The organism is Candidatus Margulisiibacteriota bacterium (assembly GCA_028706105.1).
Lineage (GTDB): Bacteria > Margulisbacteria > Riflemargulisbacteria > GWF2-35-9 > DYQY01 > DYQY01.
On record JAQWCF010000057.1, the window covers coordinates 1 to 12,368 of the forward strand.

Sequence of the window (12,368 nt, forward strand, 5' to 3'; positions counted from 1 at the left end):
TCCAGAGACCTGTTGCTTCGGCGCATTGCACAGTAGTCGCAGTCCTTCTGACAGATGTTGGAGATTTCGATGACGCCGCGGAGTTTCACCTCATCGCCCGAATAACGGTGCCGCACTGACCTTGCCAGAGGTTGACCAAAAGTTACAAGCTATTATGGTTTCAATCCATAATACAGCTTATGAAACTGCAGCCAAGTATGGTTGCCCTGGTAATTACGTGGTAGGGTCAAACATTGCTGGTTTTTTAAAAATTGCTAAAGCAATGACAGAACAGGGTGTTGTTTAATAATCAACTGTTTTTCTAGTTAGCATATTGCAAGTTTTAAACAAAGGCTCTATTCAGTAATAGAGCCTTTGTTTTTGTCTACCTGAGAGATTTCTTTCTTTTGTATTTTTCTAGTATTTTTTCTATATAATATTATTTTGTTTATTTATTGCATATTGTGGGCATGGTTGGGATATAGAATGCCAACAGTACAACTATTGTAATAATCAAAAAGTAGTCACTAGGGGCTTCTTGTGAAATTTTTTTATAAGAAAAGAGCGATTGTATGAAGAAAAAATTAGTCTCAATGGATACTACCAGAAGTCTTACTTTACAGAACGGATTAACATTTTCAACAAGTTTTTCAGCACAACTCATTGCTAAATTAAACGCTAGAATGAGTGGAAAAACCATCGTTTTTATTGGTGGTCCTGCAGCAGGAAAAGGAACGAAGATAGAAGCGCTAAATGAGATAGGATTGAACTTTCAAAAACTATCAACTGGAGATGCACTCAGGGCTGCAGTTAAAGCAGAAACTGCTGATGGTCTTAAAGCTTATTCCTATATGAAAAAAGGCGAAAATGTTCCTGATGATATTGTAAACAGCATAGTTGTAGATTTTTTAAAGGCTAATAACCAAGATGCTGTTTTTTTAGACGGTTATCCACGAAAAGTTGAGCAAGCAAATTTCTTGATAAACAAAAAAGGAACTATTTTTGTGATAGATATTAGCGTGAGTAAGGAGACAGCTCTTGCGCAGGCAAAGAAGCGTAGGCAGGAATTTCTTGACGCTGGTAAACAAGCAAGGGTAGACGATGAAGAAGCAACGGTTATCAAAAGGTATGAAGATTATGAGTTCTTTAAAAATGATTTAATAAGGTTTATGAGTATAAATGGTTGGGAGGATAATGTGCAAGTTTGTGAGTCAAACCATAGAAATCTTTCAATCGCGGTAGATACGATTGTATCAATTATTGTATCTTGGTTTATGTTTAGTGGTGCTGATTTGCAATAAGATTCGGATAAAGGTTAAAGACAATAAAATTTTGGGAATAAAGAAGATATTAAACGATAAGTTTATATACAGAAAATTACTATGGGGTAAGACAAGAATTGAAGAATAAAATAGTAGCTGATAAAAAAATAATTGTATTATCAAGAGCACCCACAATATTAGTTGTTGATGATAACAAAATTTTTGCTGATTTGACTGCAAGACAGGTAGAGATCATGGGATATAATGTTGTGAAAGCAGTTTATAGTTCTGCTGAGGCTTTGGCTTATTTGCTAGCAGCAAACGTAGAAGCGATTCCAGATGTAATAATTGCTGATTTTCATATGCCCGGAATGGATGGTTTAGGTTTTCTAAATGAGGTTTCCAAACATTCTAAATTTCGTGGTATTCCTTCAATAGTAATGAGCGGTGATGTTGGTAATTTAAGTGCAGTTTTGTCCAATGATTACGCAAGTGGGTTTTTACTCAAGCCATTTACTGTCGAGCATTTATTGGAAGAGATGTTTTATGTTTTACCACATCAGCTGCCAGAGACAGTTAAGAATAGATTTGTAGATTTGCAGTCTTTAGAGCGTTCTTTTAGTGCTTCAAATGATAGTATGTTTGCTCAAGAATTTAAAAGCGTAGAAGGATTGGTAAGGCACGTTGTTAATAATAGCGTTGCCACTATTGGTATTGTTGAAGTTATTGATACTTGGGATAAGTGCGAGTCTCAAGTGTTTTTGAAAAGCCTAGTTGTAGCTGGTAACAATTTAAAAAAAGTTCGTGAGAGACTAATTCAAGCAAAAGAAGGGAGTATACTTCCTGATAGAAAAGGAGAGTTTCTTGGAGCTGTTAACATTATTCTAAATAAACTAGAAAACGTTAGAGAATTATTAAAACAAAGCAATCGGTCAAATAATTATTTAGGCGTAGATTTTGTTTCAAAAAATCTTTATAAAAATCTATTAGATATCTGTCGTAAAGTTTTTATTGATGTAGGGGGCGGAGATAAACAGCCATAAAAAAGCCCTGTCACTTCGACTTCGCTCAGTGCAAGCGACAGGGCTTTTTTTAATTCAATAGATAATAAATATTAAATTTTTGAAGCTTTAACAGCTAGTTCAACTACTCTGTTTGAATAACCCCATTCATTATCATACCAAGCAACAATTTTTGCAGTTTTGCCCATAGACATAGTTGCACTTGCATCAAAAATGGAAGAGGATGGGTTATGAATAATATCAACTGAAACTATTGGGTCTTCAGTGTATTCTAGTATTCCTTTCATCGGTCCATTCGCAGCTTTTTTGATAGCAGCATTGATGTCTTCTTTTGTGGCTTCTTTTTTTAGGTTAACAGTTAAGTCAACGACTGAACCAGTTGGGACAGGGACTCTCATGGCGTAACCATCTAGTTTTCCTTTTAGTTCAGGAATAATTTTTCCTACAGCCTTAGCAGCGCCAGTTGTTGTAGGGATAATAGATACAGCAGCAGAACGAGCTCTTCTTAGGTCGCTGTGTGGAGCATCTAATATTTGTTGGTCATTTGTATAAGCATGGATTGTTACCATCATGCCGTTTTCAATACCGAAAGTATCATTCAATACTTTTGCTACTGGAGCAAGACAGTTTGTTGTACAAGAAGCATTAGAGATGCAAAGGTCACTTGCCTTTAGAGCAGCATCGTTTACACCTAAAACAATCATGTTATCAATATCATCTTTTGATGGAACAGTTAAGATTACTTTCTTTGCTGGGAACTTAGCGTTCTTTAGGTGATCTCCGTATCCACCTTTTTCACTTTCTTTTTTTGTGAAAACGCCTGTTGATTCTACTACTACGTCAACAGCTGAACCCCAATCGATATCTTTTGGGTTTCTTGATGCGTCTACTTTAATTTTCTTGCCGTTAACGATGATGTTTGTTTCATCATAGTCTACAGTTCCAGAAAATTTTCCTTGAGTGGAATCATATTTTAATAGGTGCGCTAGTGTTTTTGTGTTAGTAAGGTCGTTGATTGCAACAACTTCTATTTCTTTGTTTTCTAAAGCGATTTTGAAAACGTTTCTACCGATTCTTCCAAAACCATTGATTGCTAATTTTACTGTCATTTTTTACCTCCGTTAGTTAATTTTAAGTATTCGACCCTTTTGATTTAATGAAATATATCATGTTTCTAATAATCAGGTCAAATAAATTAGAGGTAAAGTGGTTTTTATGAGTGACACATAATCAATTTCTCAATTATACTAAAAGCATGAATATTTTTATTGAAAAAATAAATTCAAAGAATTTAATAATAACAGGTCAAGATTTTGATCACTTAAAAGTAAGACGTCAGAAGCAAGGGCAGTTTTTTAAAATTGTAGAAACCCAAGGCGATAGTTATTGTGAGGCGGAGCTGGTTAATTTTGGAAAAAAAGAAGCTGAGTTTAAGGTTAAGCAAATTTTTAAAAAGAAAACTAAGAAAACGCAGATAGTTCTTTATCAAGCAATAATTAAGAAAAGTAATATGGAGCTCATTGTCCAGAAAGCAACAGAATTAGGAGTGGATAGAATTATTCCTGTTGTAACTGAAAGAGTCTCTGAGCAAGGAACCTTGAACATGACACGACTTGCTGTGATTGCAAGAGAATCGGCTATGCAGAGCGAACGACTTGACATTCCAGAAGTTTTAGAACCAATAAATTTTTTGGATGCGGTGAAGGCAGATAATTTTTTTTGTTTAGGCGAAAGGACAACAGGCAAAAACATTAAAGATCTAATGTTAATGTTGCCACCTTGTCCAAACATTGCTGTTTTTATTGGTCCGGAAGGTGGTTTTTCTGAAAAAGAATTTAGTGTTTTGCAAGCTAATTATGTGCCCATTGTTAGTTTTGGCGAAAGTATTATGAGGTCAGAAACTTCAGCAATAGCTGTGTTAAGTGTTATAAGATGTTTTTGTCTCGCAGAGTAAGCTAGGTGTATGATAGAATATAGAACATGAAAAACATAGTTGTTTACGAAGATATTAATGAACCGTTTTTTTATCCATTAGACCAGCTTCGAGCAGTGTTTGAATTAAAAGCAGGAATGTTTTCGTTTTTGGAACGTAGTTTTTTTCTTTTTCCTAAAGCTCGATTTCATTTATTTTACAGAGAGCAATTGAAAGGGGTTATCAGAAAGCGATACTCCTCTTTTTTTCATAATACGCTTAATGTTGGACTAGATGTTCTTTTTATTAATGGAAGGACCGTTTTGGATAGTAAGCTTAAGCAGATAATAGAAGAATATCAGGATGAAGAATTTTTATTAGTGAATGGAGATAAAGTAGTTTGTTTTAGACTAAAGGGCAATAAAGTTCCTGCTTTTGTTGAACAAGGAGTTTCCTTAAAATTTTCTGACAAATATGTTATTAATTATTTCCGTGAAAATCAAATCAAAAACATCAGAATGGTAACAGCAAGGAGAATAGAGAATATCTGGCAAATATTGGCAGAAAATGGCGAAATCATTGCTTCTGATTTTGAAATAGTTGATAAAGGTGGGTTGCTTTTGTCTAAGATTTCAACACACACAGTTTTAACTAATGAGAAGGATATTTATATAGGAAAACATTCAATTATTTCTCCACTTGTACATATTGATGCAAGTAAGGGTCCAGTATATATTGGTAGAGGCGTTGAGATTAAGTCCAATGTTTTAATCGAAGGTCCAGCTTTTATTGATAATGGAGCAAAAATTTATCCTGGTTATATCAGGGAGAATACTTCTATTGGCGAGAACTGTCGAATAGGCGGAGAAGTAGAAGGCAGTGTTTTCTTGGCGAATACTAACAAATACCATGCTGGATTTATAGGTCACTCTTATGTTGGAGAGTGGGTAAATTTTGGAGCCATGACTACAACTAGTGATTTGAAAAATAATTATAAAGAAATAGCACTAAATTTTGGTGGTACAGAGTATCACACAGGAACTAAATATTTAGGAAGCTTGGTTGGCGACCATTGTAAGTTTGGGATAGGGACAATGATTAATACAGGCACTATTTTTGGTGTTGGTGTGAATATTGTAGGTTCAAGCTTTAAGATTCCGAAGACCGTTGCACCATATTCTTGGATAGTTGATGGACAAAGAGACAGTTTTTTGTTTGATAAGTTTATAGAGACTGCCAAAGTGGTTACTTCTAGAAGGAATAAAGAGTTATCACCAGAAGATGTTAATTTGCTTGAGTATCTTCATAGTAAAATAAAAGTAGTACTTAAGAAAAACTAATCTTCTTATTTCTGTGAGCTAATCTTAGTTAAATATTTCGCTAAGTCTACCCGTTGTTCTTCTGTAGGAGTTAGTTTAATGGCGATTTCCCAGTCTTTCTTCGCCTGCTCATAGTTCTGAAGCATATAATAGCCAGAACCCCTTCTTATCCAAGCTAGAGTATTTTTTGCGTCTACCTTTAGAACATTATTACATTCCTGAATAGTTAGATAATATTTTGTTTCGTAAAAATAGACTAAAGCCATGTTAAGTTTTCTGGATACGAAATCAAGCTCCCCCATATTAAGTTCAGCTTGTTTTGCATCTGGAGTAGTAACAGCCATTTGCTCTAGTAGCTTGTTGGCCTTTTCTCTGGCAACATCTTCTCTTTTTCTGATAATGTACTCCATTTCATCAGCTGCTTGAGGATCGTTTTCTACAAAGCTTCTGAGTGCATCTAGCATCATCTTTTGCTCATCTAAGGCTCTTAGCTCCTCGCTGGCCTTTTTGTTTTCTGCAGGAGTAGCTGCGTTAAGGATAGATGTTGTACAAATTAACATACTAGAAACAATGATTAAGAAAAAGATATTTTTTTTCATGACTACTTCCTTTATTTCTTTATTTTGCCTGTTTTTTCAATTTTTTCAATAAGCTTCAAGACATTCGGGTTAGAAGGATATTGCTTTAGTGCTTCTTTGGCAATTCTGTATGAGCTTTCATAATCCTCTCTTGTTAAGGCATCTTTGGCTTGTTTGTATTTTGGCCATACTTGCTTTTCAACTCTGATATCAAGATTAAGTTTATCACCAATGTCCTCAATTTTCTTTAGTCTTTCAAGTTTTTCTTGAATTTCTTTGTTGTTTGGATTAAGAATATAAGCTTTTTTCATGTCTTCTAGAGCGAACAAGAAGAAACCATCATTATATTTTTCAGTAGCAAGTTGATTCCAGTCTACAGAAGCGTCTTTCTGGAAGTTGTTGATAAGTTGACCGATGCCTAGATTAAAAGAAAATCTATGGTTCATGCCAAGGTCATCGTTGGACAGTGCGTAATCAAAACGGATAGCACTGTAAGCTAAGCTGAACCCAAGGTTCGTTGACTCGTAGTTTAGTCCTCCACGAAGAATAATGAATTCATTAATCGTATATTCTGCACCAAGGAACCAATTATCCAAGTCGTTTTCAATGTCAAAGGCAAGAGTTAAATATTTATCCTTAAAGGCTATGCCCGCACGAGGTAGTGGAGCAAATTTATCTTTAGATTCATCACCTAATTGAAAATCTATTAAATTATGAATGACAGCACCCATGGAAAGGAAAGGAAAGGGGCGGAACAAAATACTAGTGTCTCCGATAATTCTGGAATCAGTGTGAGTGTGGAGCGTTCTATTAACATATTTTCCTGACACTCCAATAGATAATTCTGGAATCAAAATTGGCTGAGCGTAAGAAACTCCTACGGCCATTTGAGAGTCCGTAAAGGATCCTTGGCTTTCATTCCAAGCATCTCTTAAGTCCATTGCTTGTGAAGAAAGTTGTGTAAAGGAGAACCCAAGAGTGTTATTTACTTGAGGATAAATGAAGTTGAAGCCAATTAGCCCATAACCATCATAAAGACCAGTTTGAAACAAGGATGCTTCCATGTTTTTTACTTGAATCATACCAGCAGGGTTTATCATAACAGCCGATGCGTCATCAGCAATAGCAAGAAAAGCCCTCCCTAATCCAATGCTTCTCGCATTAGTTCCGTAGCTTAGAAATCCACCTGGCTGACCGCCAGATAAAGCTAAAGCCACTGAAATAACAGCGCTCACTAAGAATAATTTAAATATAAGTTTTTTTGCCCCCATTTTTTACCTCTTCCCCCAAAGAAATAACTCTTTGATTTTTTTACTATATAACTTATGCCTCGCTTATTATTGTTTTAAACATTTATTTGTATATAGCTTATGCCTCATTAAAAGTAGCTTTAAACATTTTTCTTTTGAACCCTTATATTAATTGGTGTTGAGCTTGTATTTATTCAATAAACAATCGAAATATTAGTCGTATAATATTTATTTTTTACGTAAATTTTTAGTAGTCATTGGTAACTTTTAAGCTTTATTTAATGATTAAAATAGTTGTTTAGTGATGAAAGGTTTGTTTATTTAAGCAAAGCTTCGAATTCTTTGCCTTCTAATACTTCTTTTTTAAGTAAAATTTCAGCAATTTTCTCTAGCTTTTGTTTGTTTTCTTTCACAATAGCAATAGCCGCTTGATAGCAATCATCTAATACTTTATTAAGTTCAGCGTCTATGTCTGTTGCTGTTTTTTCACTATAGTCCTTGGCGTGGTCACCAAAGTCTCTGCCAAGAAAAACATTTTCTTGGTCTTTACCAAAGGCTCGGTTTCCCAGTGGACTCATGCCATACTTGCAGATAATGTCGTGCGCTAGTTTTGTTGCTCTTTTAATATCATTGCTTGCACCTGTTGTGATTTCATTAAGAAAGACCTTTTCTGCTGCTCTTCCACCCATCAGAATGGTAATATCATTTTTAAGATCTGTTTCTGAGCGAAGAAACCTATCTTTTTCAGGAAGTTGTAGTGTATAACCAAGAGCCATACCTCGTGGAAGTATTGAGATTTTATGAACAGGATCAGTGGCAGCAAGTGATTTTGCAACTATCGCATGTCCAAGCTCATGAAAAGCGATTGTTTTTCTTTCACTTTCTTCCATAATTTTACTTTTTTTCTGTGGACCAGCAATGACCCTGTCGATTGCTTCTTCAAGTTCTTTCATGCCAACGCTTTTTCTGTTACGACGAGCGGATAGTAAAGCGGCTTCGTTAATGACGTTAGCTAGGTCGGCGCCTGAAAATCCTGGTGTTCTTTTTGCGATAACGCCTAAGTCAACTGTGGCAGCGAGTTTCTTTTTTCTTTTATGAATTTCTAGTATTTCTTTTCTGCCTACTATATCAGGAGCATCTATGACGATTTGTCTATCAAACCGTCCTGGTCTAAGCAGTGCTTTGTCTAAAATATCTGGTCTGTTTGTGGCTGCAATAACTATTGTGGAAGATTTGTCGTCGAAACCATCTAATTCAACTAAAAGCTGGTTAAGTGTTTGTTCTCTTTCGTCATGTCCACCACCAAAGCCAGCACCACGGTGTCTGCCTACAGCGTCTATTTCATCAATAAAAATAATTGAAGGTTGATTTTTTTTGGCTTGAGCAAAGAGGTCTCTAACTCTACTAGCTCCAACCCCAACAAACATTTCAACAAATTCTGAGGCGCTGAGACTAAAGAAGGCAACGTCTGCTTCTCCAGCAATGGCTTTGGCAAGAAGTGTTTTTCCTGTTCCCGGAGGACCCATCAGCAAGACACCTCTAGGAATTTTTGCTCCAATGCTTAGGTATTTACTAGGATTCTTTAAAAAGTCTACAATTTCTTCCAGTTCTTCAACCGCTTCTCTGATTCCACCAGCATCTTTAAAAGTAGTTTTTTTCTCGTCAGCTTCCTTTTTCCAAGGCTTTGCTCTACTTTTGCCGAAAGACATGGCTTGATTGTTGACTCCTTGAGCTTGTCTGAAAATAAAAAACCAGATGCCAATAATAATTAAAAAGGGCAGTAGTTGTATTAGAATTTGTACTAAAATACCATTATCTGCATTTTTGATTGTTATTTGTGCCCCTGAGGACTGAAGGGATTCTAATAGTCCAGGGTAATTAATTATATTGGTCTGAAACATGACCCCGTCTGAAAGAGTTCCTTGTGCGGACATAGACATATTATTAATGGTTATTTCTTGTACTTGTTTACTGTTCACCATAGTTATAAGTTGTGAAAAGTTTATTTGTTGGTATTTACCAGCCTGGATGGCGCCTGGCGAAAAGATTGATAGAATGAATAAGAAAATAATTACACCAAGAAAAAAGAAGCGTAGATTAAGTTTTTTTGGTTCTTTATCTTTTTTTGGTTTATTTTTTTTGTCTGGTTTCTCAGCTTGGTCAGTCATTAATTATGATCTTGTCCTCTCCATCAGTTTCTTGTAATAACACTTTTATTTGGCCTTTTTCATTAGTATCCATTGTAATACCAGTGTAATTAGCAAAGATAGGCAATTCTCTGTATCCTCTGTCTATTAGTATAGCAAGTTCTATCCTCTTTGGTCTACCATGATCGAGCACGGCTTCGATTGCTGCGCGAGCTGTTCTGCCGCGAAAAAAAACGTCATCAACTAGGATGATGTCCTTACCTGTTAAGTCAGAAGAGATGTCTGTTTCGTGGAGCTGCAGCGCATGTCCCTTGAGGCCTAGATCATCACGATAGAGGGTTATATCTAATTTAGCTACAGGTATCACTTCTTTTGTTTTTTCTAATATTTTCTTAGAAATTCTTTGGGCTAAAGGATAGCCTTTAGTAACTATACCAATTAAAACGAGAGAGGAAAGGTCTTCGTGTTCGTCAATAATATCATCAGAAATTCGACAAACAAGGTCATTGATACTGTGAATTATTTTATTTTTCATGCGCTTAGTATAGCATAAGCGACGTCTTGTTTCGAGAGATTAGTGCGAAGAAAAAACTAAATAATACCCTTCGTTGAAGGAATGCCTTTTTCTCTTTCTTCAGAGGAAATAGCAATGTCTAGCGTTTTTGCAAAGCATTTAAAAATTGCCTCAATAATATGATGAGAATTGTCGCCATAGGGAACTTTAATATGAAGAGTTATCCCAGCATTAGTAGCAAAGGCAGAAAAGAATTCTTTGATTAGTGCGTGGTCAAAGGCTTGAAGTTGTTCGCCGAAATTTACATCAAAATTAAGATAAGGCCTATTGCTAATATCAATAGAAACAGTTGCCAGAGATTCGTCCATTGGTAAAATAAAGAATCCATAACGCCTGATGCCTTTTTTGTCACCTAAAGCAGATTTAAAGACTTGCCCCATAACAATACCTAAATCTTCCACCAAATGATGGTGATCCACTTCGATGTCGCCAGTAGCTACAACATCGAGGTCAAAGTAACCATGTTTGGCGAAGAGGTCGAGCATATGGTTCAGGAAGGGAACGCTAGTTTTATTAGAGTAGGTTCCGTTACCATCAAGATTCCATTCCACGTTAATTTGCGTTTCTTTGGTATCCCTAGTAAGCGAAGCTTTTCTTGTGTTCATGGTTCTATTATAACAGTGAATGCTGAATAGTGAATAGTAGACTGTTTTGTTTAGGTAATAATAAGTTAGATAGCAAATAAACCCTCTCCTTTAGGAGGGGGTGATGACAAGAAAATATATTAAAGGTTATTGTTATGTTACATCGGGGGAGGCTTGAATAGTGAGAATAGAACAAGGGAACAAAAAGCCCTCAAAAGAGGGCTTTTTGTTGTGTGCTCTACTGTTTTAATATATCTAAAACGTCTGTTTTAGGTATATATGTTTCATGAAAATGATTGCCGTTCATTTTATCCAATGCTTTTGCGCTTTTATAAGCCTCGTTAAGTTCAGGTCCGCGAAAACTTATAGTTGGCCTTTTAATCGACTCAGGATATTTTATTTCCTTGGCCATTAGCTTGCCGGCAGTTAGGGCGACACCGATGCTAATACCGACGACAATGCCAACAGGTCCAGCAAGAATACCAATAGCGCCAAATAGTAACATTGATTTAAATCCTTCTACTTTGACGTCATCGGTTGATTTGTTTTTTACAGAAAAGAATCTACTGAGAAAATTGGAAGATTTTTCTGGTTTTGTTGTTTCGGTATTTTTTGCTTTAACTGCATTATTTTCAGTATTAGCAATTTTTGTAGTAGGTGCTTCAGTTTGAGAAGCTTGTGAAGCAGCTAGTGTTTTTTTAGCGTGGTCTGCTTTCCATGCATCTTCCATTTTGCTTTCTAGGGATTTAATATTTGCAGGAGTTATTTGAAATCCTGCAGGAGGTCCTGCTATAAATATGTCTGTTAGTGCTGTCTTAAGTGCTTGTGTTTTAGCATCTGTTGTTGAGAAATTTGCAGCAAAAAATTCTTCTCTAGTAATCGTCCCATTACCATCTGTGTCAATTTTTTTAAGTGTTGACTGAATCCCTTTTAGTTGAAAAGCACCAGTTTTGAATATTCCATTATCCAAAGTTATATTGCTCATATAATTCACGCTCCTTTAATATTGTTTTTTGTTACATGAATATATCGTCTGGTTTTTGAAAAATTCCCAAATTTGATTTAATGTTGTTTTAAAATAGGCTTTTTTGCTCTAAATTTGAGGAGGCAGGAGGCTTTAATCCCAGGTGACTATAGGCTGCTTTGGTAGCAACTCTTCCTCTGGCTGTTCTGTCAATTAGTCCAAGTTGTAATAAATAAGGTTCAACTACGTCTTCAATAGTGTTGCTGTCTTCAGATAAAGCTGCGGCGATTGTATCTAAGCCTACTGGTCCACCATTAAATTTTTCAATGATTGTTTGTAGCAGTAGTCTGTCATGTTCATCTAATCCGAGCTTGTCAACGCCTAAAGCCTCTACAGCTTCATTAACTATTGCGGATGTTATGCTGGGTGATTTTTGAACTTGAGCCCAATCTCTAACTCTTTTTAGTAGTCTATTCGTGAGTCTTGGTGTGCCTCGACTTCTTTTGGCGAGAGCTATGCCAGCTTCTTGTTCAATTTTTATGTTAAGCGTATTCGCTGAATGATAAATAATTTGTAGAAGTTCGTTTTGGGTATAAAAGTTTAATTTAGCCACATATCCGAATCTGTCTCTTAGTGGCGAGGAGAGCATTCCAGCCTTAGTTGTTGCTCCGATGAGGGTGAATTTAGGAATATCAAGACGAATGGAGCGGGCTGAAGGACCTTTGCCAATAATAATATCCAGCTTGTAATCTTCCATGGAAGGATAAAGTACCTCTT

General features: G+C 35.9%; 12 protein-coding genes and 1 pseudogene. 5 read left to right on the forward strand and 8 right to left on the reverse strand.

Annotation, left to right across the window (positions count from 1 at the left end; genetic code table 11):
- The first annotated feature begins 127 nt into the window (after positions 1-127).
- The 3 genes and pseudogenes from PHF25_06585 (at position 128) to PHF25_06595 (ending at position 2,284) form a co-directional block, all read left to right on the forward strand.
- Positions 128-286, forward strand: a pseudogene (locus tag PHF25_06585) (glutamate dehydrogenase).
- Positions 287-551: 265 nt separating this feature from the next.
- Positions 552-1,280, forward strand: coding sequence for a nucleoside monophosphate kinase (locus PHF25_06590; protein MDD4527682.1), 729 nt, complete (start codon positions 552-554; stop codon positions 1,278-1,280).
- Between the two features lie 98 nt (positions 1,281-1,378).
- Positions 1,379-2,284: a response regulator gene (locus tag PHF25_06595; protein ID MDD4527683.1), complete on the forward strand. Its 906-nt coding sequence runs from the start codon at positions 1,379-1,381 to the stop codon at positions 2,282-2,284.
- Positions 2,285-2,355: 71 nt separating this feature from the next.
- Here PHF25_06595 and gap read toward each other — a convergent pair whose 3' ends face one another.
- The gene (gene gap / locus PHF25_06600; protein MDD4527684.1) at positions 2,356-3,372 is read right to left on the reverse strand and encodes a type I glyceraldehyde-3-phosphate dehydrogenase; all 1,017 of its coding nucleotides are present in this window, start codon (positions 3,370-3,372) and stop codon (positions 2,356-2,358) included.
- A 146-nt stretch (positions 3,373-3,518) separates the two neighbouring features.
- Here gap and PHF25_06605 point away from each other — a divergent pair, with 146 nt between their 5' ends.
- Entirely contained in the window at positions 3,519-4,217 is a 699-nt protein-coding gene (locus PHF25_06605; GenBank protein MDD4527685.1) for an RsmE family RNA methyltransferase, read from the forward strand.
- Between the two features lie 26 nt (positions 4,218-4,243).
- A complete protein-coding gene (locus PHF25_06610) occupies positions 4,244-5,515 on the forward strand; it encodes a putative sugar nucleotidyl transferase (protein ID MDD4527686.1) in 1,272 nt (423 codons plus the stop codon).
- A 5-nt stretch (positions 5,516-5,520) separates the two neighbouring features.
- Here the strand turns inward: PHF25_06610 and PHF25_06615 are convergent, their stop codons facing one another.
- From PHF25_06615 to ruvB, 7 genes are all read right to left on the reverse strand, one after another.
- Complete coding sequence (locus PHF25_06615; protein ID MDD4527687.1) at positions 5,521-6,093, reverse strand: tetratricopeptide repeat protein; 573 nt, start codon at positions 6,091-6,093, stop codon at positions 5,521-5,523.
- Between the two features lie 11 nt (positions 6,094-6,104).
- Entirely contained in the window at positions 6,105-7,343 is a 1,239-nt protein-coding gene (locus tag PHF25_06620) for a hypothetical protein (protein ID MDD4527688.1), read from the reverse strand.
- 296 nt (positions 7,344-7,639) lie between these two features.
- Complete coding sequence (gene ftsH, locus PHF25_06625) at positions 7,640-9,490, reverse strand: ATP-dependent zinc metalloprotease FtsH (protein ID MDD4527689.1); 1,851 nt, start codon at positions 9,488-9,490, stop codon at positions 7,640-7,642.
- Entirely contained in the window at positions 9,483-10,004 is a 522-nt protein-coding gene (pyrR, locus tag PHF25_06630) for a bifunctional pyr operon transcriptional regulator/uracil phosphoribosyltransferase PyrR (GenBank protein MDD4527690.1), read from the reverse strand. The genes ftsH and pyrR overlap by 8 nt, the downstream gene beginning before the upstream one ends.
- A gap of 56 nt (positions 10,005-10,060) precedes the next feature.
- A complete protein-coding gene (hisB, locus tag PHF25_06635; GenBank protein MDD4527691.1) occupies positions 10,061-10,648 on the reverse strand; it encodes an imidazoleglycerol-phosphate dehydratase HisB in 588 nt (195 codons plus the stop codon).
- Positions 10,649-10,865: 217 nt separating this feature from the next.
- Positions 10,866-11,612, reverse strand: coding sequence for an EF-hand domain-containing protein (locus PHF25_06640; GenBank protein MDD4527692.1), 747 nt, complete (start codon positions 11,610-11,612; stop codon positions 10,866-10,868).
- An 88-nt stretch (positions 11,613-11,700) separates the two neighbouring features.
- On the reverse strand, positions 11,701-12,368 hold a 668-nt coding region (gene ruvB, locus PHF25_06645), incomplete at its 5' end, for a Holliday junction branch migration DNA helicase RuvB (protein MDD4527693.1).

What these genes read in the sequence shown, in the direction of transcription:
- pyrR (MDD4527690.1), bottom strand. Translation starts at nt 10,004, where the DNA reads ATGAAAAATAAAATAATTCACAGTATCAATGACCTTGTTTGTCGAATT.
- PHF25_06590 (MDD4527682.1), top strand. Translation starts at nt 552, where the DNA reads ATGAAGAAAAAATTAGTCTCAATGGATACTACCAGAAGTCTTACTTTA.
- PHF25_06610 (MDD4527686.1), top strand. Translation starts at nt 4,244, where the DNA reads ATGAAAAACATAGTTGTTTACGAAGATATTAATGAACCGTTTTTTTAT.
- PHF25_06605 (MDD4527685.1), top strand. Translation starts at nt 3,519, where the DNA reads ATGAATATTTTTATTGAAAAAATAAATTCAAAGAATTTAATAATAACA.
- PHF25_06640 (MDD4527692.1), bottom strand. Translation starts at nt 11,612, where the DNA reads ATGAGCAATATAACTTTGGATAATGGAATATTCAAAACTGGTGCTTTT.
- PHF25_06615 (MDD4527687.1), bottom strand. Translation starts at nt 6,093, where the DNA reads ATGAAAAAAAATATCTTTTTCTTAATCATTGTTTCTAGTATGTTAATT.
- gap (MDD4527684.1), bottom strand. Translation starts at nt 3,372, where the DNA reads ATGACAGTAAAATTAGCAATCAATGGTTTTGGAAGAATCGGTAGAAAC.
- PHF25_06620 (MDD4527688.1), bottom strand. Translation starts at nt 7,343, where the DNA reads ATGGGGGCAAAAAAACTTATATTTAAATTATTCTTAGTGAGCGCTGTT.
- ftsH (MDD4527689.1), bottom strand. Translation starts at nt 9,490, where the DNA reads ATGACTGACCAAGCTGAGAAACCAGACAAAAAAAATAAACCAAAAAAA.
- hisB (MDD4527691.1), bottom strand. Translation starts at nt 10,648, where the DNA reads ATGAACACAAGAAAAGCTTCGCTTACTAGGGATACCAAAGAAACGCAA.